Origin of the sequence: Streptococcus penaeicida (assembly GCF_002887775.1) — a bacterium.
In the GTDB taxonomy this organism is placed as follows: domain Bacteria; phylum Bacillota; class Bacilli; order Lactobacillales; family Streptococcaceae; genus Streptococcus; species Streptococcus penaeicida.
On the sequence record NZ_LOCM01000008.1, the window covers coordinates 1 to 24151 of the forward strand.

The 24151-nt window shown below is 38.6% G+C and carries 20 protein-coding genes and 2 pseudogenes; 15 read left to right on the forward strand and 7 right to left on the reverse strand.

What is annotated here, in order from left to right:
• The coding region (locus AT575_RS01650) for an aminopeptidase P family N-terminal domain-containing protein (protein WP_174683084.1) at window positions 1–144 on the reverse strand (144 nt) is incomplete at its 3' end.
• A 172-nt stretch (window positions 145–316) separates the two neighbouring features.
• On the opposite strand from AT575_RS01650, the gene ccpA reads away from it, so the two are divergent.
• The 5 genes and pseudogenes from ccpA to thrS all read left to right on the forward strand — a co-directional run bounded on the left by ccpA (window position 317) and on the right by thrS (window position 7729).
• Window positions 317–1318 (forward strand): catabolite control protein A, encoded by a 1002-nt coding sequence (gene ccpA / locus AT575_RS01655; RefSeq protein WP_102776870.1) that lies wholly within the window; start codon window positions 317–319, stop codon window positions 1316–1318.
• 213 nt (window positions 1319–1531) lie between these two features.
• Window positions 1532–3004: an alpha-amylase gene (locus AT575_RS01660; protein WP_102776871.1), complete on the forward strand. Its 1473-nt coding sequence runs from the start codon at window positions 1532–1534 to the stop codon at window positions 3002–3004.
• A gap of 99 nt (window positions 3005–3103) precedes the next feature.
• Window positions 3104–4105 carry an LTA glycolipid anchor biosynthesis glycosyltransferase, IagA/BgsA family gene (locus AT575_RS01665; protein WP_102776872.1) on the forward strand — a complete coding sequence of 334 codons (1002 nt, stop codon included), beginning with the start codon at window positions 3104–3106 and terminating at the stop codon, window positions 4103–4105.
• Between the two features lies 1 nt (window position 4106).
• Window positions 4107–5440 (forward strand): annotated as a pseudogene (locus AT575_RS01670) (glycosyltransferase family 4 protein).
• A gap of 342 nt (window positions 5441–5782) precedes the next feature.
• Window positions 5783–7729, forward strand: a complete 1947-nt coding sequence (gene thrS / locus AT575_RS01675) for a threonine--tRNA ligase (protein ID WP_102776873.1) — start codon at window positions 5783–5785, stop codon at window positions 7727–7729.
• Window positions 7730–7935: 206 nt separating this feature from the next.
• On the opposite strand, the gene dhaQ is transcribed toward thrS, so the two are convergent.
• Window positions 7936–8925 carry a DhaKLM operon coactivator DhaQ gene (gene dhaQ, locus AT575_RS01680; RefSeq protein WP_102776874.1) on the reverse strand — a complete coding sequence of 330 codons (990 nt, stop codon included), beginning with the start codon at window positions 8923–8925 and terminating at the stop codon, window positions 7936–7938.
• 3 nt (window positions 8926–8928) lie between these two features.
• Window positions 8929–9468 (reverse strand): dihydroxyacetone kinase transcriptional activator DhaS, encoded by a 540-nt coding sequence (gene dhaS / locus AT575_RS01685; RefSeq protein WP_102776875.1) that lies wholly within the window; start codon window positions 9466–9468, stop codon window positions 8929–8931.
• Window positions 9469–9633: 165 nt separating this feature from the next.
• On the opposite strand from dhaS, the gene dhaK reads away from it, so the two are divergent.
• From dhaK to AT575_RS01710, 5 genes are all read left to right on the forward strand, one after another.
• Window positions 9634–10623 (forward strand): dihydroxyacetone kinase subunit DhaK, encoded by a 990-nt coding sequence (gene dhaK, locus AT575_RS01690; RefSeq protein WP_102776876.1) that lies wholly within the window; start codon window positions 9634–9636, stop codon window positions 10621–10623.
• Between the two features lie 10 nt (window positions 10624–10633).
• On the forward strand, window positions 10634–11209 hold the full coding sequence (gene dhaL, locus AT575_RS01695; protein WP_102776877.1) for a dihydroxyacetone kinase subunit DhaL: 576 nt from the start codon (window positions 10634–10636) through the stop codon (window positions 11207–11209).
• The gene (dhaM, locus tag AT575_RS01700) at window positions 11209–11583 is read left to right on the forward strand and encodes a dihydroxyacetone kinase phosphoryl donor subunit DhaM (protein WP_102776878.1); all 375 of its coding nucleotides are present in this window, start codon (window positions 11209–11211) and stop codon (window positions 11581–11583) included. The genes dhaL and dhaM overlap by 1 nt, the downstream gene beginning before the upstream one ends.
• A gap of 10 nt (window positions 11584–11593) precedes the next feature.
• Window positions 11594–12304, forward strand: coding sequence for an MIP/aquaporin family protein (locus AT575_RS01705; protein WP_102776879.1), 711 nt, complete (start codon window positions 11594–11596; stop codon window positions 12302–12304).
• Between the two features lie 242 nt (window positions 12305–12546).
• On the forward strand, window positions 12547–13554 hold the full coding sequence (locus AT575_RS01710; protein WP_102776880.1) for a DUF3114 domain-containing protein: 1008 nt from the start codon (window positions 12547–12549) through the stop codon (window positions 13552–13554).
• Between the two features lie 125 nt (window positions 13555–13679).
• On the opposite strand, the gene AT575_RS01715 is transcribed toward AT575_RS01710, so the two are convergent.
• From AT575_RS01715 to AT575_RS01730, 4 genes and pseudogenes are all read right to left on the reverse strand, one after another.
• Complete coding sequence (locus tag AT575_RS01715; RefSeq protein WP_102776881.1) at window positions 13680–14327, reverse strand: amino acid ABC transporter permease; 648 nt, start codon at window positions 14325–14327, stop codon at window positions 13680–13682.
• A 14-nt stretch (window positions 14328–14341) separates the two neighbouring features.
• Window positions 14342–15042 (reverse strand): annotated as a pseudogene (locus AT575_RS01720) (amino acid ABC transporter permease).
• A 15-nt stretch (window positions 15043–15057) separates the two neighbouring features.
• Window positions 15058–15876, reverse strand: a complete 819-nt coding sequence (locus AT575_RS01725) for a transporter substrate-binding domain-containing protein (RefSeq protein ID WP_102776882.1) — start codon at window positions 15874–15876, stop codon at window positions 15058–15060.
• Window positions 15877–15888: 12 nt separating this feature from the next.
• Window positions 15889–16668, reverse strand: a complete 780-nt coding sequence (locus tag AT575_RS01730; RefSeq protein WP_102776883.1) for an amino acid ABC transporter ATP-binding protein — start codon at window positions 16666–16668, stop codon at window positions 15889–15891.
• A 261-nt stretch (window positions 16669–16929) separates the two neighbouring features.
• Between AT575_RS01730 and yycF the strand changes: the two genes are divergently transcribed.
• The 5 genes from yycF (at window position 16930) to smc (ending at window position 24144) form a co-directional block, all read left to right on the forward strand.
• Entirely contained in the window at window positions 16930–17640 is a 711-nt protein-coding gene (yycF, locus tag AT575_RS01735) for a response regulator YycF (RefSeq protein ID WP_102776884.1), read from the forward strand.
• Window positions 17633–18991 carry a cell wall metabolism sensor histidine kinase VicK gene (gene vicK, locus AT575_RS01740; RefSeq protein WP_071793482.1) on the forward strand — a complete coding sequence of 453 codons (1359 nt, stop codon included), beginning with the start codon at window positions 17633–17635 and terminating at the stop codon, window positions 18989–18991. Before yycF ends, vicK begins: the two co-directional genes overlap by 8 nt.
• A 3-nt stretch (window positions 18992–18994) precedes the next feature.
• Complete coding sequence (locus AT575_RS01745) at window positions 18995–19804, forward strand: MBL fold metallo-hydrolase (RefSeq protein ID WP_102776885.1); 810 nt, start codon at window positions 18995–18997, stop codon at window positions 19802–19804.
• A gap of 101 nt (window positions 19805–19905) precedes the next feature.
• The gene (rnc, locus tag AT575_RS01750) at window positions 19906–20598 is read left to right on the forward strand and encodes a ribonuclease III (protein WP_102776886.1); all 693 of its coding nucleotides are present in this window, start codon (window positions 19906–19908) and stop codon (window positions 20596–20598) included.
• Complete coding sequence (gene smc / locus AT575_RS01755) at window positions 20599–24144, forward strand: chromosome segregation protein SMC (protein ID WP_102776887.1); 3546 nt, start codon at window positions 20599–20601, stop codon at window positions 24142–24144.
• The last annotated feature ends 7 nt before the right edge of the window (window positions 24145–24151 follow it).

A 24151-nucleotide genomic window follows, 5' to 3' on the forward strand; every position in this document is an offset into this window, starting at 1 on the left:
ATCATAGATAAAAAGGAACATTTGGCGCTCATGTGGGTCACAAGCGAAGCCAGTTAAATAGTTGACTGTAATTGGGTCTGAAAAGACTGCCAATTCGGCTTCATTTTTTTTCAAAAATTCTTGGATTTGGGTGATTTTAGTCATAAAAATACCTTCTTTCTACCTCTATTTTTCCAAAAAAAGCTTAAAAAATCAAGTTTTCTTTTAGTTATTGAAAAAGTTTTCAAAAATTGCGAGTTATGACTTGAAAGTGGTTTCAAATCATGCTAGAATTGTTTTGGAAGCGTCATTTTCAAAATAGAAAGGAAGATAAAGTATGAACACAGATGATACCATTACGATTTATGATGTCGCTCGTGAAGCAGGCGTATCGATGGCAACAGTTAGCCGTGTTGTAAATGGAAACAAAAATGTTAAGGAAAATACACGTAAAAAAGTATTAGAAGTTATCGATCGTTTAGATTATCGTCCTAATGCTGTTGCTCGTGGCTTAGCAAGTAAAAAAACCACTACCGTTGGGGTTGTTATCCCAAATATTGCAAATGCTTATTTCTCAATTTTGGCAAAAGGAATTGATGATATTGCAGCAATGTACAAATATAATATTGTCCTAGCATCAAGCGATGAAGATGATGATAAAGAAGTGAACGTGGTTAATACCCTCTTTGCTAAACAGGTAGACGGTATTATCTTTATGGGTCACCATTTAACAGAAAAAATTCGTGCCGAGTTTTCACGGTCAAGAACGCCTATTGTTTTAGCTGGTACTGTCGATTTAGAACACCAATTACCAAGTGTTAATATTGATTATAAAGCAGCTGTAGCAGAAGTTATCGATATTTTAGCAGAAAATCATAAAAACATTGCCTTTGTTTCTGGACCATTAATTGATGATATTAATGGAAAAGTAAGATTAGCTGGTTATAAAGAAGGTTTGAAAGCTAATAAATTAGATTACAAAGAAGGCCTTGTTTTTGAAGCAAATTATTCTTACAAAGAAGGTTTCGAACTGGCGCAACGCGTTATTAATTCGGGTGCAACAGCAGCTTATGTTGGTGAGGATGAATTAGCGGCAGGTCTCTTAAATGGTCTTTTTGCAGTAGGCAAATCAGTACCAGAAGATTTTGAAATCATCACAAGTAATGATTCACCAGTTGTTGACTATACACGTCCTAACTTAAGTTCTATTAGCCAACCGGTCTATGATTTAGGTGCAGTAAGTATGCGTATGTTGACAAAAATTATGAATAAAGAAGAATTAGAAGAAAAAGAAATCTTGTTAAATCATGGCATTAAACGACGTGGGACAACAAAATGATAAAGCTGCCACTGGTTGGCAGTTTTTTTGATGGCTTGATTTTTATTTATGTAAAGATTAACTGAATTCCATATTCCAAAATTTCTTAAAGCATTTCTTCTCTACAAATCCCTTGTAGTAGGACTAAACGATAAACAAATGTCAGAATTAATTATATAATGGTTTTATGACATTTGAAGCAAGCAGCATCGACTAAAGATATGGGAGAAAAGAATGACAAATCAATTATTGTACCAGGCCTTTGAATGGTACTTACCGGCAGACCAAACACATTGGAAGCATCTAACGGCTGCTATTCCTGATATGCAAAAACTTGGCATCACTAAAGTCTGGTTACCCCCTGCCTTTAAAGGAACCGGTAGTAATGACGTTGGTTATGGGGTTTACGATCTCTTTGACCTTGGGGAATTTGATCAAAATGGCACTATTCCCACAAAATATGGGACTAAAGAGGAGTATCTAGCTCTAGTTGAGGCCTTAAATGATGCTGGTATTATGCCGATTGCTGATGTGGTTTTGAATCATAAGGCAAATGGTGACCAGAAAGAGGCTTTTTATGTTTTGAGAATGGATCCGGAAAATCGTCAACAGCCTATCTCAGAACCCTTTGAAATTGAGGGGTGGACTGGTTTCAATTTTCCAGGTCGGAAGAATCAATATAATGACTTTAAGTGGCACTGGTATCATTTTACTGGCATTGATTATGACGCTCGCAATAATGAAACGGGTATCTACCTGATTACAGGTGATAATAAAGGATGGGCAAATCAAGAGACTGTTGATAATGAAAAGGGTAATTTTGATTACCTTATGTTTAACGATATTGATTTCAAACACCCAGAGGTTCAAGAACATCTTAAAGACTGGGCAAAATGGTTTTTAGATACTACTGGTGTTAAGGGTTTTAGACTTGATGCTGTAAAACATATTGATGCACGATTTATGGACCAATTTATTCGTTATATTCGCGAAAATCTTGCGCCAGAACTCTATGTCTTTGGGGAATACTGGAAGGATAATGCGGATGCTACCCATCATTACCTTGATGAAGTTGATATGCAGGTGGAATTAGTTGATGTGGCCTTACATATGAATTTCTTTGAAGCCAGTAAGAGTGGCAATAGTTTTGATATGACAAAACTTTTAGATACAAGCTTAATGCAGTCGAACCCAGAATTTGCTATTACCTTTGTTGAAAACCATGATACGCAAAGTGGACAAGCGTTAGAATCACGGGTAGAAGACTGGTTTAAACCTTTAGCCTATGGTTTTATTTTGTTACGTCAAGAAGGGACACCTTGCCTCTTCTATGGCGATTACCATGGAATCCAAGGAGACCATTGGCAGGTGTCATTTAAAGAGATTATCGATAAGTTAGCCTATTTACGGAAAGAATATGTATATGGTAAACAGGTCGATTACTTTGATCATGCTAACTGTATTGGATGGACGCAACTTGGTAATGAGGAAACCGATGCTGCTTTAGCGGTCGTCATGACCAATGGTGATCGAGGTTGGAAACATATGGAAGTTGGTCAACTCTACGCTGGTCAGACTTTCGTAGATTATTTAGGACACTGTCAAGAAGAAATTACAGTTGGAGAAGATGGTTGGGCTGACTTTAAGGTAGAGCCAGGTTCCGTCTCGGCTTGGATTCCTAAATCCGCTTTGTCAAATGATAAATAATCGGAATTGTTTATAGTAGTAACAATGAGAAAATCAGCCTTTGGCTGATTTTTTTCCTCTCTAGTGAAAATTCCGATAAAATAAGCTATAATAGACTTTATGAAAGTCTTACTATACTTAGAAGCAGAAAATTATTTAAAAAAATCAGGCATTGGACGTGCCCTCAAGCACCAAATCAAGGCCTTAAAAATGGCTCATCAGGAATATACGACTAATCCAAAGGATGATTATGATTTAGTTCATCTCAATTCTTATGGACTAGCTAGCTGGCTTTTGATGGCTAAAGCGCAAAAAGCAGGAAAGAAAGTCATTATGCATGGGCATTCGACGGAAGAAGATTTCCGTGAGTCTTTTATTTTTTCCAATCAACTGTCTCCATTATTTAGACGGTATCTTTGTGCTTTTTATAAAAAGGCTGATGCTATTATCACACCAACACTTTATTCAAAGTCTTTGATCGAAAATTATGGCATTCAAAAACCGATTTACGCTATTTCTAATGGTATTGATTTAGCGCAATATGGAGCGCAGCCAGAGAAGGAGCAAGCTTTTCGGGACTATTTCCACCTAAAAGAAGGTCAAAAAGTGGTCATGGGAGCGGGTCTCTTTTTTAAACGTAAAGGGATTGACGATTTCGTAAGAGTTGCGCGTCAGATGCCAGATGTGACCTTTATCTGGTTTGGCGAGATGAACAAATGGATGATTCCGGCTGAAATCAGACGGATTGTTGAGAAAGACCATCCTGATAACGTGATTTTTCCGGGTTATATCAAAGGTGCTGTTTATGAAGGTGCCATGACTGGAGCTGATGTCTTTTTCTTCCCAAGTCGTGAAGAAACAGAAGGCATTGTCGTCTTAGAAGCTTTGGCCAGTTCGCCAGAATATAGTCCCTTCGTGATATCCCTGTCTATTCGGGTTGGGTTAATCAAGACAGTTGCTGAATTAGCTGACGATGTTCCAGGATTTGTCGCTGCCATTCAGCGGGTTCTTTCAGGACAAAGTCATAAGGTTGAGGCTGGTTATCGTGTTGCTGAAAGCCGACGCTTAGAAAAAATTGCTACTCAGTTAGTAACTACTTATCAAAAAGTTATGGAGTCCTAAGATGCGTGTAGGTCTATTTACAGATACTTATTTTCCACAAGTTTCAGGGGTCGCAACCAGTATTCGAACCTTAAAAGAGGAATTGGAAAAAGAAGGACATGAAGTCTATGTCTTCACGACTACTGATCGTAATGTTAAGCGCTTCGAAGATCCGACCATTATTCGCCTTCCAAGTGTTCCCTTTGTCTCTTTTACAGATCGGCGCGTGGTTTATCGTGGCCTTATTTCCTCTTATAAAATCGCCAAGCAGTATAACTTGGATATCATTCACACCCAGACAGAGTTCAGTTTAGGAGTTTTGGGGAAAATGGTAGCTAAAGCTTTGAGAATCCCAGTTGTCCATACTTATCATACTCAGTACGAAGACTATGTCAATTACTTTGCCAATGGTAAAATTATTCGTCCAAGTATGATTAAACCAATTCTTAAAAGTTATCTTAAGGAAATTGATGGCCTGGTTTGCCCAAGCCTATTGTTTCAAATTTAATTGATGATTATCAAATTGACATTCCAAAGCGTATTATACCAACTGGTATCGAGTTGGAAAAATATGTTCGTGATGATATCAGTCAAGAAGAGATTTTGTCTTTGAAAGATCAACTAGGTATTCAAGAGGATGAAACCTTACTATTAAGTTTGTCTCGAATTTCTTTTGAAAAAAATATCCAAGCCATTATCAAACAAATGCCGGATGTCTTGGTAGCTAATAGCAAGGTTAAGTTGGTTATTGTTGGTGACGGTCCTTATCTGGATGATCTAAAGGATATGGCAAGTGCACTAGAGCTAGATGACAATATTATTTTTACTGGAATGGTGCCGCATGAGCAAGTTAGTCTATTCTACAAAGCTTGTGATTTCTTTGTCTCTGCTTCAACTAGTGAAACGCAAGGTCTTACCTATATTGAAAGTTTGGCAACAGGTAAACCTATCATTGCCCATGGTAATCCCTATTTAGATAGTTTAATCTCTGATAAGATGTTTGGAACACTATTTTATCACGAAGATGATCTTGCTGATGCGATTATTGATGCCATTCTGGAAACACCAGAAATGTCACCAGAACTTTTGAATCAAAAGCGCTTTGAAATTTCATCACAGCATTTTGGACAATCCGTTTATACCTTTTACTTAGATACCATTATCAATAAAAGTGACCGTAAGAAACAGAAACTCAGCTTAAGAATTACGGGGTCAAGTAAGCGTGAGCCTATGAAATTGGTCCAATCTGCGAGCCACCTTCCAAGAAGAGCGGTCAAAGCAACTGCAGTGACTTCTGTCAAAGTGGTTAAAGCTCCCTTGAAAATGGTTAATGCCATTCGTGACTTCTTAGAATAAGAATTATTGTCTTTTTCTATTGCATGGAAGTGTTTGACAAATTTTAAGAAGTGACTTGAAATTTTATCAATTATTGATATAATATCAGAGAAGACAAGTTAGTTGAGACCCATCTCTATTAAGCGAGTGCTGGTTGGTGAAAAGAGCACAAGATGACTTTACTAATACTCCTTCCAATGATTTTATGCAAACATAAAAGGGTGGTTCCCTTATAACTAATCAGAGGTGTCTGGCTTTTTGTCATACACAAATGAAGGTGGAACCACGTTGCGACGTCCTTTTGAGGATGTCGCTTTTTTTGTTAAAAATATGGAAGTATTTCGATAAAAAAGGAGAGAAAAGATGATTAAAATTACATTCCCTGATGGTGCCGTTCGTGAGTTTGAAGCGGGCATCACAACATTTGAGATTGCTCAATCTATCAGCAACTCCCTCGCTAAAAAAGCCTTAGCAGGAAAGTTCAACGGTCAATTAATTGATACTACCCGTCCAATCCATGAAGATGGAAGTATTGAAATTGTTACCCCTGATCATGAAGATGCTTTTGGTGTGTTACGTCACTCAGCTGCCCATTTATTTGCACAAGCAGCTAAACGTTTATTCCCAGAAATCCATCTAGGTGTAGGTCCAGCTATTGCTGAAGGTTTCTATTACGATACAGATAATCAAGCTGGTCAAATTTCTAATGAAGATCTTCCTCGTATTGAAGAAGAAATGCAAAAAATTGTTAAAGAAAATCATCCTTGTATTCGTGAGGAAGTTTCTAAAGAAGAAGCTTTAGAAATCTTTAAAGACGATCCTTACAAAGCTGAATTGATTAATGAACACTCCGATGATGCTGCTGGTTTAACCATTTATCGTCAAGGTGAGTTTGTGGACTTGTGTCGTGGCCCTCATGTGCCATCAACAGGACGGATTCAAGTCTTCCATCTCTTAAATGTTGCCGGAGCATACTGGCGTGGTAATAGTGATAATGCCATGATGCAACGTGTCTATGGTACAGCTTGGTTTGATAAAAAAGACCTTAAAGCCTATTTAACACGTTTGGCGGAAGCTAAAGAACGTGACCACCGTAAACTTGGTAAAGAGTTAGACCTCTTCATGATTAGCCAAGAAGTAGGACAAGGGCTACCATTCTGGCTTCCAGATGGTGCAACTATTCGTCGTACCCTTGAACGTTACATCACTGATAAAGAATTGGCTTCAGGTTACCAACACGTTTATACACCACCATTGGCGTCTGTAGAACTTTATAAGACATCTGGGCATTGGGATCATTATCATGAAGACATGTTCCCAACTATGGATATGGGAGACGGAGAAGAGTTTGTTCTTCGTCCAATGAACTGTCCTCACCATATTCAAGTCTTTAAAAACCATGTTCATTCTTACCGTGAGTTACCTATTCGAATCGCTGAGCTTGGTATGATGCACCGCTACGAGAAATCAGGTGCCTTATCCGGATTGCAACGCGTTCGTGAGATGACTCTGAATGACGGGCACCTATTCGTCACACCAGAGCAAATCCAGGAAGAATTCCAACGTGCACTTCAGTTAATCATTGATGTTTATGCGGATTTCAACTTAACAGATTATCGTTTCCGCCTTTCTTATCGTGACCCTAAAGATACTGAAAAGTACTATGACAACGATGAGATGTGGGAAAATGCGCAAAGCATGTTAAAAGCAGCCCTTGATGAAATGGGTGTTGAATACTTTGAGGCTGAAGGGGAAGCAGCTTTCTATGGTCCAAAATTGGATATCCAAGTAAAAACTGCTCTTGGTAACGAAGAAACTCTTTCAACTATTCAATTAGACTTCTTGCTTCCAGAACGCTTTGATCTTAAATATATTGGAGCAGATGGTGAAGAGCACCGTCCAGTTATGATTCACCGTGGTGTTATTTCAACAATGGAACGCTTTACAGCCATCTTGATTGAAACTTACAAAGGGGCTTTCCCAACTTGGTTGGCACCTCATCAAGTTACTGTTATCCCAATTTCAAACGAAGCTCATGTGGATTACGCATGGGAAGTTGCTAAAATCTTACGTGACAAAGGTGTTCGCGCTGATGTTGATGAACGAAATGAAAAAATGCAATACAAGATTCGTGCTTCACAAACAAGCAAAATTCCTTACCAATTGATTGTTGGTGATAAGGAAATGGAAGAGAAATCAGTCAACGTCCGTCGCTATGGAAGCAAAGCAACACATACTGAAACTATTGACCAGTTTGTGGAAACTATCCTAGCTGATATTTCCCGCAAATCAAGGCCAAACGCAGAATAACTAAGTTTTACAAAACTAATACAAAAAGAGGAATGATTTTAGAAAGAAACCATTCTTCTTTTTATTTACAGTTTTATACAGAAAATCTTTTAGTCTAAGTTAGGACGTCGCTACCGTCCGAGCTACTAAAGTAAAGAATCATAAAAATAGATTTTTTCTTCATTCAAAAGGAAGCATGTAGCTTCCTTTTTGTCATTCTTTTGATATTACCAAGCAAAGGCATTGGTTGGTGCTTTGAGGTAGTCTAACCAAATGGGGTCTTTCAAGCGTGCTAGGGTTACCGATATGCCGGTCATATCTAGGCTGGTCATGTATTTGCCGTTTTTAATATAGGCAATATCTAATCCTTCTAAATCTAAGAGTTGGCCTAGGTCATTTAGAAAGATACCTTGTTCTAATTCCGTTGTGGTCCCTAAATTATTGACTAGGAGGATGAAGGCATCCTTTTCCTGCCAATGGAATTTCATTTGCAACTTATTGGTGATTTCAACCGCCAGTTGTTCAGAGGATGAAAATGGTACAGTTCGATAGCCTTCTTCACCGTGGATGCCGATTCCAAAAGAGATGTCATTTTCTGGCAGGTCGAAAAGTGGTAGGGCGGCATTAGGGATAGTCGCTGATTTTGTTGCGAAGCCAATGGTCGCAATCTCAGTAGCAAGCCCAAAGGCTACTTGCTCGAGTTCATCCAAATCTGCCCCCAGAAGCGCAGCTTGTCCCAAAATCTTATGCAAAAGAATGGTGCCAGCCAGACCCCTGTGTCGCATCTGAAAATTCTTCTTAGGCTCGACCGAAATGTCATCATGTGAAACGATGTATTTTACAGCAATACCCTCACTCCGAGCTTGATGAATAGCCTTGCTGAATTCGCGGATATCAGCCTCGAAGTTTTTGACAATGACGAAGACGCCCTTTCCTTTGTTAAGAAATCGCAGAGCTGCTAAGATTTGTTCCCAACTTGGAGGCGTGAAGAGATCTCCATAAACAGCTGCCGTCAGCATGGCGTCGCCCACAAAACCGATATGGGCCGGTTCATGTCCAGAACCACCGCCAGAAAGAATGGGGATCAGGTCAGGGTTCTGGTTTCGATTGTAAATGATTGGTTGATCAGGAAGCTTGGCCAGATGGGGATGCGCCAGTAGCATGCCTTTCATGTAATGCTCAATCATTTTATTTCTATGATTTAAAATGGTAACCATGACTTAACCTCCTTTCATACTAGCTAGAATTGTCTTTTTAATTAGGTTGGTTTCTGGTTTGATAGTCTCTGAAGTCACAAAGGCCCGAATCATATTAGCCAAAGCTCGGGAATGGTAATTTTTTAAAAATGATCGATAGTTAGCATCCAAACTCATTTTGGCTTTTGTTTCTTGCTCTGAAATAATTTTTTCTAAAAGGACTAAACAATAATCGCCGAAGTAAGTGTAAAAATCATTTTGATCTTTAATAGCAAACAATTGAGCATAAAAGCTTTTATTGTTGCTGAAGTAGAAGAGAAGCTCATCTAATAATTGAAAACCCGTAATATAGTTCAAATTATTGGTAACTTGCTCTTGCAGTTCCGTCTCAAAAATCCAATCCAAGAGTTCATATTTATCGACAAAATGATTATAGAAGGTCTGCCTACGAATGCCAGCACGATCCATTATATCGACGACTGATATTTTTTCGAAAGGCTTACTGTCCAGTTCTTTTTTAAAAGCCTTAGCAATCCGTTTCTTAGTAATCAAAGATGCTGTCATATCAGACCTCCTTCCCATTTTTGTCACTTTATCTTATTATACTTTATCAAAAATAATGAGGAAAGTATAAGGACAAATTCCGCATTTTGTCCCTTACCAAAAATAAGAGATTTCGATAAACTGAAAGCGTAAACAAAAATTTTTAGTTTTAGGGAGGACACCCAAATGAAAAAAATTATGAACCAAGCTGAAACCATCGTTGACGATATGTTAAAAGGTTTCGCTTTTATCCACTCGGACTTAGTAGAACGTTTAGATGGCTATGATGTCATTGTCCGTAAAGCTGAAAAATCAGGTAAAGTCGCCCTCATCTCAGGCGGTGGCTCTGGACATGAACCCTCTCATGCTGGATTTGTTGGCCAAGGAATGCTTTCGGCAGCCATTTGTGGAGCTGTCTTCACTTCACCAACCCCTGACCAAATCTTAGAAGCCATTAAAGCAGCCGATGAAGGTGCAGGTGTCTTTATGGTTATCAAAAACTATTCTGGCGACATCATGAACTTTGAAATGGCCCAAGAAATGGCTGAAATGGAAGGCATTGAAGTTGCTAGTGTCGTTGTTGATGATGATATTGCTGTGGAGAATAGCCTCTACACACAAGGTCGTCGAGGAGTAGCAGGAACCATCCTAGTGCACAAAATCTTAGGCCACGCTGCGCATCAAGGCAAATCTCTAGAAGAAATCAAAGAATTAGCTGATGAATTAGTTCCAAACATCAAAACCATTGGCTTAGCCCTTTCTGGCGCAACAGTACCAGAAGTTGGTAAACCAGGTTTTGTCCTTGACGAAAATGAATTTGAATATGGCGTTGGAATCCACGGTGAGCCAGGCTATCAAAAAGAAAGCATGAAGCCATCAGCAGAATTAGCTAAAGAATTGGTGACCAAATTAGCGGCTGACTTTAAGCTTGAAGCAGGTCAAAAGTATGGTATCCTGATCAATGGTTTGGGATCAACCCCTTTGATGGAACAATATGTCTTTGCTAATGACGTGGCACAATTATTAGAAAAAGCTGGAGTAGAAGTAGCCTACAAGAAATTAGGAGATTACATGACAAGCCTTGACATGGCAGGTTTATCTCTAACATTGATTAAATTAGAATCTGAAAACTGGTTAGAAGCCTTGAATGCAGAGGTTATCACACCAGCTTGGTAATGGAGGTATTATGGAACAAGAAAAAGCTTTAAAATGGATGCAACTTTTTAATGAAAAAATTCAAAAGAATAAAGATTACTTAAGTGAGTTAGACACCCCGATTGGCGATGGCGACCACGGCGGCAATATGGCGCGTGGCATGGCTGCTGTTATGGAAAACTTAGAAGGTAAAAGTTTTGAAAGTGGCGCAGATATCTTTAAAGTGGTTGCTATGCAACTGGTCAGCAAAGTCGGAGGTGCCTCAGGTCCCCTTTATGGTTCTGCTTTTATGGGAATAGCTAAGCAAGGACCAGATGCCAGCATCGCAGAACTTATAAAAGAAGGCCTAGCTATGATTCAAAAACGTGGCAAAGCTGAAAAGGGCGAAAAAACCATGGTTGACGTCTGGATTCCCGTAATAGAAGGTTTGGAAAAAGACCAGCTCAGTAAGGATGATATTTGGGCAAGCGTGGAAGCAACAAAAGATATTGTAGCGACAAAAGGCAGAGCCTCATACGTCGGTGACCGCTCCCTTGGCCACATTGATCCAGGTTCTTATTCCTCTGGTCTCTTATTTGAAGCTCTCTTAGAAACGGAGGTGAATTAATGACAGATTTAGGAATCATCATCATTTCCCATTCCAAAGGGATTGCCTCTGGCATTCGGGACTTGTTAGTAGAAGTAGCACAAGATGTGGCCATCACCTCAGTTGGAGGCACCGAAGATGGCGGAATTGGCACCAGCTTTGACCAAGTACAAAAAATAGTCGATGAAAACCCCAAAAACGATTTATTGGCATTCTTCGATCTAGGTTCGGCAAGAATGAACTTAGAGATGGTAGCTGATTTCACTGACAAAGAAATCACCATCATGCAAGTCCCAATCGTAGAAGGTTCCTACACCGCAGCAGCCCTCTTGCAAGCAGGTGTCGACAAAGAAGCCATTTTACAACAATTATCAGAATTAGAAATAAAGAAATGAGGTTTAAAGAATGTCATTTATCGGAGAATTATTAGGAACCCTAGTTTTGGTTCTCTTAGGAGACGGTGTTGTTTCAGCAGTTTGTTTAAAAAATACTAAGGCAGAAGGTTCTGGATGGATTGCTATTGCTTTAGGTTGGGGTTTGGCCGTTGCCATTCCGGTCTACATGGTTGGCTTCATGAGTGGTGCCCACCTAAACCCAGCAGTTACAATTGCCCTTGCCTTAACAGGAGGCTTCTCATGGGCTCAAGTTACTCCCTACATTATTGCCCAAATGCTTGGTGCCATGATTGGTGCAACTCTAGTTTTCCTACATTACTACCCACATTGGAAAGAAACAAAAGACGCTCCAACTATCCTTGGCTGTTTTGCAACAGGACCAGCAATTCGTCACACATGGTCTAACGTCTTGGGTGAAATTCTTGGAACAGCAGTTCTTGTCATGACCGTTATGTCATTAGGCCCAAATAAACTATCATCCGGATTTGGCCCATTGATTGTTGGTTTAGTCGTTATTGCAGTTGGTTTTGGTCTTGGTGGAACAACAGGATACGCCCTTAACCCAGCGCGTGATTTAGGTCCTCGTTTAATGCATGCGCTATTGCCAATCCCTAACAAAGGTGATTCTGACTGGTCTTATGCATGGATTCCAGTAATCGCACCTATCATTGGCGGAGCTTTGGGTGCCTTCTTATACCAAATGATTCTATCAGGTATGTAAGAATTGATGATATAGCAAAATGGACCAGGACGACCTAGTCTATTTTTTTATGAAACGGAAGACATGAGGAAGTTCAAATTGAAGTAGAAAAATAGGAAAGGAAATAAGGACTTAGTAAAATTAAGCACTTATGCAGTGGAGAAATGTATTACGTAAAATGAATCACTTGTGAAGTTAGAGAAATGAGAAATTAATAAAATTAAGCTATAATAGAACAAAGATTTTAAGGAAAGGAGCTAACCATGGGAAATCTGCAAAAAAAATATGAAACTGTAAAGAAACTCTATGCTCTTGGTTGGCCTCTGGACCTCTTAGGACGACTCGTTCGCTCTGATGATTTGGATTACCGAGTTGGTTCACCCCTCTTTATGGACTATTGGCAAGCTTCTTACCATGAAGAGAAAGGGAAGATTTTGTTGCGAAATCTTTTAGACCTGATAGGTATGCCATCAGAATTGACAGGTGACTTAAAAGAAACACAAAGATTACTGAAAGCATTTCATCCCAGTTTAAGTCCGGATAGTGACTTTTGGACCCAATTAGCAGCTTTAGTAAACAGAACTTTTCCAAACCGAACACTGGGAAAAGAAGGGGATTTAGAACGTCGTCTCCATCAATTTCGCTATCTGATTTCTAGCCAACAGGCACAGTATGTCAGAGAGCATTATAAGGACCATATTCAAACGGATAGTCAGGCTCTTGCGGATTACTTACGCCATAAGAAAGGCCCAGCTTTTTGGCGAAAATCTGTGGATTATTCATTATCAGAATCTGCTCGTCTTCACAATAAACTAAAAATTGAGGATGATCAAATCCTCTTTCCGGATAATCGTGTTTCCTACAACATTAAATTGTTAATGGGCTTCCATACGGAATTTATTTTAGACAGCAAGGGCCATTTTCTCAATGAATGTGATGCTGAGAAAATCACTGAAAATGGGGTTGTCAATGGGGCTAGTTTTAATTATGGTACGGCAGGAAAAAGGCATTGGGACTTAGATGTCGACCCCATTCGAAAACATGATCCAGCCTTTCGTCGGAAAATTGGACGAGGCTACCGCTCTCCTAAACATATTGCTAAAAAATGGTATCAAGGTCAAATGGATGAATTTGATTTATCCTATTTCAACCGAAAGGGGGCCTTTGGTCGAAGAGGTTTGTCCAGTTACGGACATGTAAAACGAAATAGCCTTTATTTCCGTTGGCACATAAGATTCTTAAAATGGCTGAAATTGTTAGGTATAAAATGATAAGTTGCGAAAATTTCTTTATTAACTCATTCATGATTCAGCCATTATAGAAAAAGTAAATTTCAATATTAAAAGCGGTTGAGATAGCAATCTCAACCGCTTTTTTTGTAAACAGTTTTTAAGCATTAATTGGCTTGTGCCCATTTCTTAGCTAATTTTCTGGAATAACTTGAAATAGCAAAGTTAATGATGAAGTAAATTAAAGTAATAAGAGCATAGAGGGCGAAGACCTGTCCGGCTTGGAAATACTTGCCCATTAATATCTGACTTTTACCAAAGAGTTCCTGAATGGCAATGACTGAATAAAGCAATGAGGTATCTTTAATGACGGTAACAAATTGTGAGATGATAGCGGGTAACATCTTACGATATGCCTGTGGGAAGACAATCACAAGAAAAACCTGACTGGGACTAAAGCCTTGTGCTAAACCGGCCTCTGTTTGTCCATGGTCGACACCATTTAGGCCACCACGAATTATTTCTGCTAGCGCAGCTGAGGTAAAGACTGTAAATGCGGTAATGCCAGCTGGCGTTGATTTCATTTGAAAGACTAAAAAGATAATGAAAATCCAAAGAAGGTTTGGTACATTACGAACAAATTCAATATAGATACCGGCTATTAATTTTAGGATTTTGTTTTTGCCATTTCGCATGATGGCCAACATGGTTCCAAAGATGGTTGATAAAATGATGGAAACTAGGGATATATATAAGGTTAATGCCAAGCCTTGCAGGATAAAGGAAAGGTTGGCGGCAGTAAATACTTGTGACATAAGCTTTCCTCCCTTTATACAGAATAAGATTTCTTATTGGCTTCTTCTTTGCGACGGGCCCAGTTGGCTAAGGGGTAGCAAAGAATGAAATAAAGTATGGCTGCCCCAGCAAAGGCTGGAACATAATTCGTTGTGTCATAGGCCCAAGCCTTGGCGGTGAACATGATGTCAGCGCCAGAAATGATGGCTACGATTGAAGTGTTTTTGATCAGGTTGACCACTTGGTTGGTCATTGGAGGCAAGATAGTCCGCACCGCCTGAGGTAACACAATTAAGCTCATGGTTTGTTGGTAGGTGAAACCTTGTGAAAGAGAGGCTTCGATTTGTCCCTTAGGGACAGCCTCAATACCGGAACGAATAACTTCGGCAATATAGGCACCGTGTAGATACCGACACAAAGAACGGCAGTGAAAAAGGTTGAGATCATGATTTTGCCATTACTAATAATAGCAAGGCCGTAGTAAACAAAAACCAACTGTACAAGTAGTGGTGTGTTTTGGTAAAGTTCAACATAGATTCTGGCAATAGTTTGATTGAGACTTTTCTTTGAGGTTGATAAGGCTCCAAAGACTATTCCTAGGACTAGAGCCAAGATTAAGGCACCAATTGACATGCCCAAAGTATATAAGAATGCTTTTGCAAAAAGCGGAAAACTTGTCAAAAATGCTTGCCATTTCGAAAGTGCAAATGGACTTTCAACTGCTAAGTAGGTCATTAATTGGCTCCTTTCTTATTCTTCTTTGGCAGGTTTTAAATTATATTGATCATAAAGTTTTTGCAAAGTGCCATTTTGAGACCATTTCTTAATCAAACTATTGATATAAGTGGTTAATTTTGCATTGGCCTTAGTACTAGCAATACCGTATGATTGTTGATTAAAACCGTCAGATAATATTTTTGTCTCTTGGCTAAGGTAGCCAGTAAGGATTGATTTATCGACTGAAAAAGCATCGATGCGTTTTGAATATAATGAGATTGCCAGTTCAGGATATGAGCCTAGCTGAACAAATTTAAAGGAAAGCTGATTGGCTTTGGCATATTCTTCAATAGCAGCTTTAGTGGTAGACCCTTGTGCAACACCAATGGTTTGTTTGTTAAGCTCCTTAAGATTGGAAATTTTGCCAGACTTATTAACTAAAAAACCAACTTCATCTCGATAATATGGGTCGGAGAAAGAGTAAGCTGCTTGGCGTTCAGGCGTGATGGTATATGTAGCAATAATCATATCCAATTGACCGTTGTCCAAAAGAGCTTCCCTTGTTTGAGCCGTAACAGCAGTAAAAACGGGTTTCACTTTTAGTGATTTAGCAATTTTGCGTGCTAGGTCAACTTCCATACCTTCATATTTACCCGTCTCAGCACTATAATAACCAAAGTTCGGCACATCTTGTTTAACACCGATTCTTAATTCTCCAGATTTTTTTTTCTTTTGAATAGCGGAGCTTTTAAGAACAGCTTGATCATCTGCTTGTGTGTTAGAAACGCTTAGAAGATTGAGACTTAAGAGAGCCAGTAGGCTGAAGAGAATCCATTTTTTCATCTTATTCATCTGAAATCCTCCTTAAGAACGAACTTTTTTCTTAGCTTGAACTTTTTCACTAGTATGGTTAATAATTTTACTTAAGAATTGTTGGGCACGGGGTTCTTCTGGATGGTCAAAGAAGCCTGCGACATCGGTTGTATCAACAAGTACTTCACCTTCTGCCATAAAGATGATACGATCGGCAACTTCTCGGGCAAAGCCCATTTCATGTGTAACAACGATCATATTTGTTCCATCAGCAGCTAAATTTTGCATAACAGCTAAAACATCACCAATGGTTTCAGGGTCAAGCGCGGATGTTGGTTCATCAAAAAGGAGTAGTTCAGGATTCATGGCAAGACCACGGGCAATAGCAATCCGTTGTTTTTGCCCACCAGATAACATAGATGGAAATGCATCTTTACGATCCCACATATTTACAAAAGTTAAATATTTTTCGGCAATAGCCTCAGCTTCTTGTTTTGATTGGCCCAAAACTTTTATAGGTGCTAAAGTAACATTTTCTAACACAGTTTTGTGAGGATATAAATTAAAATGTTGGAAGACCATACCAACTTCTTTTCGAAGGGTGACTAATTCTTTATTGCTACTGTTAACAATCTCATGTCCATTGACAGTTAGACTGCCTTCTTCGATTTTTTCTAAGCCATTTATAGTGCGAATTAGAGTGGATTTTCCTGATCCGGAAGGTCCAAGGAGAACAACCACCTGCCCTTTTTCAAAACTTAAATTAATGTTTTTTAAAGCGTGATAGTCTCCATAATACTTGTTAACATTCTTAAATTCAATTAGTGCCATAGTATCCTCCTAAATAAGCTTATGTCATAAAATATGACATATAAAGTGTTGCTATATTTTATCATAGGTCTAAATTTCTGTCAATATATTCAGAAAATTGTAAGTATTGTTGAAATTTATTTGTTAATAAAGGCTGTCATTGTCTTTTATACTTAAAATTTGGTATAATTAAAAGGACATTAATATGAATTGAGACCCTAAAAGACAGTGCCGTTTGTTTTTTAGAATAATAATGAAAGTTGAAAAAAGAGGAGTTCTCACATGAAAAAAATTCTTATCGTCGATGATGAAAAGCCGATTTCAGATATTATAAAATTTAATCTTACTAAAGAAGGCTATGATATCATCACTGCCTTTGATGGTCGTGAGGCTGTTGCAGCATTTGAAGAAGAAAAACCGGATTTAGTCATCTTGGATTTGATGCTTCCAGAGATGGATGGTTTGGAAGTTGCGAAAGAAATTAGAAAAACCAGTCATATTCCAATCATTATGCTTTCAGCCAAAGATAGTGAATTTGATAAAGTTATTGGTCTTGAAATTGGTGCGGATGATTATGTCACTAAACCATTTTCAAACCGTGAATTATTGGCCCGTGTAAAAGCACATCTGCGTCGCACAGAAACTATTGAAACAGCTGTGGCTGAAGAAAATGCTTCTTCAGGTAATCAAGAATTAACAATCGGTAACTTGCAAATCTTGCCAGATGCTTTCTTAGCTAAGAAATATGGAAATGAAATTGAGTTAACCCATCGTGAATTTGAATTATTACACCACTTAGCTAATCACATGGGGCAAGTTATGACCCGTGAACACCTCTTGGAAACTGTTTGGGGTTATGATTACTTTGGTGATGTGAGAACTGTTGACGTAACTGTTCGTCGTTTACGTGAAAAAATAGAGGATACACCAAGTCGTCCCGAGTACATCCTAACTCGTCGTGGCGTTGGTTACTACATGAAACAACATGACTAAAGATATAATTGGAAATTTATCCTTATTTGAACTTGCTATCCTTTTATTACTCATTTTTGTTGCTGTTTACTTTATCTATTTGGCGATTCGCGATTATCGAAATGCTAAAATCATAAAGCAAATGAGTCTCAAAATGCGCGATTTGATTAATGGTCGCTATACAGATGATATTACTGGTAAAGCCGATATTGAATTGATTGAATTATCTGAGCAACTAAATGACCTTTCTGATGTTTTCCGCCTTACCCATGAAAATTTAGCCCAGGAGAAAAATCGTCTAGCAAGTATCTTAGCTTATATGAGTGATGGGGTTTTGGCAACAGACCGGACTGGTCAGATTTTGATGGTTAATGAGACAGCACAGAAGCAGTTGAATATTAGCCGAGAAGAGGCTCTCAAGAAAAATATTACGGATTTGCTTGGCAGTGATTCCCCTTATACCTATCGGGAATTGGTTTCCAAAACACCAATTGTTACCATAAACCGTCGCGATGAAACGGGTGAGTTTATTACCCTTCGGCTGCGCTTTGCCTTGAATCGACGTGAAAGTGGCTTCATCTCAGGTTTAGTTGTCGTTTTACACGATACAACGGAACAAGAAAAAGAAGAAAGAGAACGCCGTCTCTTCGTTTCTAACGTTAGCCATGAATTGCGGACGCCATTAACATCAGTTAAGTCTTATCTTGAAGCCTTAGATGAAGGTGCCCTAAAAGAAGATATTGCACCAAGTTTCATCAAGGTTTCATTGGATGAAACGAATCGGATGATGCGGATGATTTCGGATCTTTTAAATCTATCTCGTATCGATAACCAAGTTACTCGTCTTGCTGTTGAAATGACCAATTTTACAGCTTTCATGACATCTATTTTAAACCGTTTTGATTTAGTGCGAAATCAAAATACAGTTGCGGGTAAGAGTTACGAAATCATCAGAGATTACCCAATTACTTCAGTTTGGTTAGAAATTGATAATGATAAGATGACTCAGGTGATTGAAAATATTTTGAATAACGCCATAAAATATTCACCTGATGGTGGCAAAATCCGAGTTAAAATGAAAACGACTGACAGTCAATTAATCATTTCCATTTCGGATCAAGGTTTAGGGATTCCTAAAAAGGATTTGCCACTTATTTTTGACCGATTCTACCGGGTCGACAAGGCTAGGAGCAGGGCTCAGGGGGGAACTGGTTTGGGCTTAGCGATTGCCAAAGAAATTATTAAACAACATAATGGCTTTATTTGGGCCAAAAGTGATTACGGTAAGGGCTCGACCTTTACAATTGTTCTGCCATATGAAAAAGATGTTATGTCGGATGATGACGATGAATGGGAGGACGAAATCGACTAATTTATGACACAAGAAGGATTTAAATACAGTATCTTGGCTTCAGGTTCTTCAGGGAATAGTTTCTACTTGGAAACGCCTAAGAAAAGAATCCTAGTTGATGCTGGATTAACAGGAAAGAAAATTAGCAGTCTGCTGGCAGAAATTGATCGCAAGCCGGAAGATTTGGATGCTATTTTAATTACACATGAACACTCAGACCATATCAAAGGTGTTGGTGTGCTAGCTCGGAAATATCATTTAGATATTTATGCCAATGAAAAAACATGGCAGGTTATTGACGAACGCAATATGATTGGTAAGATTGATGTGGCACAAAAACATGTTTTTGAACGCGATAAGATGATTACCTTTGGAGATTTAGATATTGAAAGTTTCGGAGTCAGTCATGATGCTGCTGATCCTCAATTTTACCGTTTTATGAAGGATAATAAATCTTTTGTCATGCTAACCGATACTGGTTATGTTAGTGACCGCATGTCGGGTATTATTGATAATGCAGATGCTTATTTAATTGAATCCAATCATGACATTGAAATTCTCCGTTCGGGTTCCTACCCATGGAGCCTGAAACAAAGAATTTTATCAGACATGGGGCATTTGTCTAATGAAGATGGTGCTAGTGCTATGATTCGTAGCATGGGTAATAAAACCAAAAAGATTTTTCTCGGTCACTTAAGCAAGGAAAATAACATTAAGGAATTAGCTCATATGACTATGGAAAATCAATTGGCAATGGCGGATTTGGCAGTAGGAAGTGACTTTACCGTTCATGACACATCACCAGATACAGCTATTCCCTTGTCAGATATTTAAAAAGCTATAAAATCAAGAAAAAAGCAAGTGGTTCAAGCAGTCACTTGCTTTTTTTGATATAATAGTAGAGTCTGTATGCAGACCAAAGAAAAGGAGTTATTATGAAAAATTTAAAAGTCCAATTAAAAGAGTCTTTTAACATTGTCTTTAATGACAATGATCTACTTGAAACAGCTTTTACTCACACCTCTTATGCTAATGAGCATCGCCTCCTAAACATTTCACATAATGAACGTTTGGAATTTTTAGGAGACGCCGTTCTACAACTCATCATCTCGGAATATCTTTTTAGCAGATATCCCAATAAACCTGAAGGGGATCTTTCCAAATTACGATCAATGATTGTTCGTGAAGAGAGTCTGGCAGGCTTTTCTCGTTTTTGCTCTTTTGACACTTACATCAAATTAGGTAAGGGTGAAGAAAAATCTGGAGGCCGTAACCGTGATACTATCTTAGGAGATCTTTTTGAGGCCTTTTTAGGAGCTCTCTTATTGGATAAGGGAATTGACAGTGTTCGTGCCTTTCTCAATCAAGTCATGATTCCACAAGTTGAAAAAGGTAATTTTGAAAAGGTCAAGGATTATAAAACAAGTCTTCAGGAAGTGCTCCAAGCTAAAGGCGATATCCAAATTGATTATCAGGTTGTCAAAGAAAGTGGTCCAGCTCATGCCAAAGAATTTGAAGTGGCAGTTTTTGTCAACCAGGAATTAGTTAGTCGAGGAGTGGGCAAATCCAAGAAAATTGCTGAGCAAAAAGCAGCCCGAAATGCCTTGAAAGAGTTGAGTGAGGAATAAATGTTTTTAAAGAAAATTGAAATGCAGGGCTTCAAATCATTTGCGGATAAAACCAAGATTGAGTTTGAAAAAGGGGTCACTGCAGTTGTAGGACCAAATGGTTCTGGGAAATCCAATATTACAGAAAGTCTCCGTTGGGCACTGGGTGAATCTAGTGCCAAAAGTCTACGTGGAGGCAAAATGCCAGATATTATTTTTGCCGGGACAGAGAGCCGAAATGCTTTAAACTTTGCTGAAGTTGCTATCGTTTTGGATAATTCGGATGCTTTTATTAAAGATGCTGGCAAAGAAATACGTGTTGAACGCCATATCTATCGTAATGGTGATAGTGACTATTTGATTGATGGAAAAAAAGTCCGTTTAAGGGATATCCATGATTTATTTATGGATACAGGTTTAGGTAGAGACTCATTCTCTATCATTTCTCAGGGCCGTGTTGAAGAAATTTTTAACAGTAAACCAGAGGAAAGACGAACAATTTTTGAAGAAGCGGCCGGTGTCCTTAAGTATAAAACACGAAAAAAAGAAACCCAAAGCAAATTAACCCAAACACAAGATAATTTAGATCGTCTTGATGATATTATCTATGAATTAGAAACTCAAGTAGGACCTTTGGAAAAACAAGCTAAGGTTGCCCGAGAATACAATCGTCTTGAGGATGAACGGAAAGAACTTCATCTTTCCATTTTGGTTGAAGATGTCAAAGCTGATAAAAAAAGATTGGCAGAAACTGAAGAAAGTTTAGCAAAAGTTCTAGAAGACTTGAAAGCTTATCATCAGCAAAGAGAAGCACTAGAAGTTGAAAACCAAAAACTGAAAGCTAAACGCCAAGAATTAATTCGTGAAAGTGAAAGTAAGCAAAGCGAACTTCTTGAACTAACCAAAGCTGAGGCTGAACTCAAAAGTCAAATTGATTTGATTAAACTCGAAACGAGTCAAAAGAATGAGAAAAAAGCAGAAACCAGTACTCAAATTGCCAACTTAGAAGCAGAACTTGAAACACTCATGCATTCTATTGATGAAAAAAAATCAGCCTTAAACACCATTGAAAGTAGAAAAGAAGAGAATACTCAATCTCTAAAAGAGATTCTAGAAGATTTGCAACGTTTCTCTGGTGATCCAGATCACTTATTGGAAAAACTCAGAACCGATTACCTTGCATTAATGCAAGACGAAGCCCGAGTAAGTAATCAACTCACTTTATTGAAATCAGAATTGGCAAAGGAAGATCTTGCTAAAGAAAGACAAGCTCAGACCTTAATCCAGCAAGCTAAACAAGTTAAGGAATTTAAGCAAAGCTATGAGGAACTTGCAAATAGCTATCAAGAGACAAGCAACCATTTGCAAGAGCTCTTACAAGACTATCAAGAAAAAGCTAAGTCTATACAAGGTCTAAAAGAAGCTTATCAAATGGCACAAACTAAGCTTTTTGATTATTTGGATCAGAAGAAAGCGAAAGAAGCAAGGCTAAATAGCTTAGAAGCCATCCAAAAAAATCATAGTCAGTTTTATGCCGGTGTCCGTGCCGTTCTGCAAGCTTCAAACCAATTACAAGGAATCCTAGGTGCGGTAAGTGAACACCTTAGCTTTGATACTCAGTACCAAACAGCGCTTGAAATTGCTTTAGGAGCAAGTAGCCAAAATATTATTGTCAAGGATGAGGCAGCAGCCAAGGCAGCCATTGCCTACCTTAAGAAAAACCGTCAGGGTCGTGCTACCTTCTTACCTTTAACAACAATTAAAGCCCGTTATCTTGCAGATACACAATTATCACAATTGCAAAAATCTGAAGGTTTTCTTGGAACGGCAGAATCCTTAGTAACCTATAATGAGGAATTAGCTCATATATTCAAAAATCTCTTAAACATGACAGTTATTTTTGATACTATCGATAATGCCAATAAAGCAGCTAAAGCACTTCACTATAAGGTCCGCATAGTCACCTTGGATGGTACGGAATTGCGACCAGGTGGTTCTTTTGCCGGAGGTGCTAATCGCCAAAATAATACCACCTTCATTAAGCCGGAAATGGATAATATCCAAGCCAGTTTAGAAGACCTACACCAAGAAATCCGTAATAAGGAAAAAGAAGTGGCTGCTCAAAAAAATGCCGTCGAAAGTGCTGAAGAGTATTTAACTAAACTTAAGGCAGAAGGTGAAGCTTGTCGCCTTCAAGAACAAGAGTTATCCTTCAAAGTGACTCAATTACAAGAAAAGCTAGAGGATGCCCAAGCTATTCTAGATAACTTGCAAAACTTGCAAAAACAAGATAGTCAGCGGAATTTCACTGAAGAGATAGCTGAATTAGAGGCAAAATTGCAAGCATTAAATGTTCGAAAAACTGATCTTAATCAGGAAATGGAAACGATTAAAACAGATAAAGACAGTATCAATCGCAAAAAAGCCAGCTTAACAGAAGCTCTGGCCCAAGCTCGCTTGGCTGAACGAGACATTGCCAATGAAAAACGCTTTGAGGAAAGTCATTTGCACCGACTCCAGGCAGATAAAGACCAAAAAGAAGAAAACTTAAACCAATTACAAACCTTTCTAAACAGCCATATTTCAGAAGAAGATATTACCCGTTTACCAGCTTTAGAGACTCATCTGGGTGAAATTGCAGAGCGGAAAAGTTCTGTTGAACAGCATTTAGTACGACTCCGCTTTGAAAATGATGACTATCAGGCGCAGCTGGAAGAATTAGAAGAAAAGCTGCTTCGTGAACAAAGCAAGAATGAAGATTTTATCCGTAAACAAACCAAAGCAGAAGCTGACTTGGAACAGGTAACAGGACGCTTACGAAATCATGCTAAGACCTTAACGGAAGAATTCCAAATGAGCTTTGAAGAAGCTGAAACGAAAACTCAAGTCATTGAAGATATTACTTTGTCTAAGCAAGAGCTCCAAAAAATTCAACGTCAAATCCGTGCCTTAGGTCCAATTAACAGTGATGCCATTGCTCAATTTGAGGAAGTTTCGGAAAGATTACAATTTTTAAATGGACAAAAGGCTGACCTAAATAAGGCTAAGAATATGCTTCTTGAAACAATTGCCCAAATGGATTCAGAGGTTAAGGCTCGCTTCAAAGTGACCTTTGAAGCTATTCGAACAAGTTTCCAGGAAACCTTCAAACAAATGTTTGGTGGCGGTTCTGCCGATTTGATTCTTACCGATGGTGACTTGTTGACTTCGGGAATTGAGATTTCCGTGCAACCTCCAGGGAAGAAAATTCAGTCCCTCAATCTCATGTCTGGTGGTGAAAAAGCACTTTCTGCTTTAGCTCTGCTATTTGCCATCATCCGCGTTAAGACCATTCCATTTGTTATCCTTGACGAGGTTGAGGCCGCATTGGATGAAGCTAATGTAAAACGTTTTGGTGACTATTTGAACCGTTTTGATAAGGATAGTCAGTTCATTGTTGTTACCCATCGAAAGGGAACGATGGCTGCTGCCGATAGTATATATGGGATTACCATGCAGGAATCAGGTATTTCGAAAGTAGTCTCTGTAAAACTTAAAGATTCAGAAAATCTCAGCTTTTTGAATTAGGAGCTGA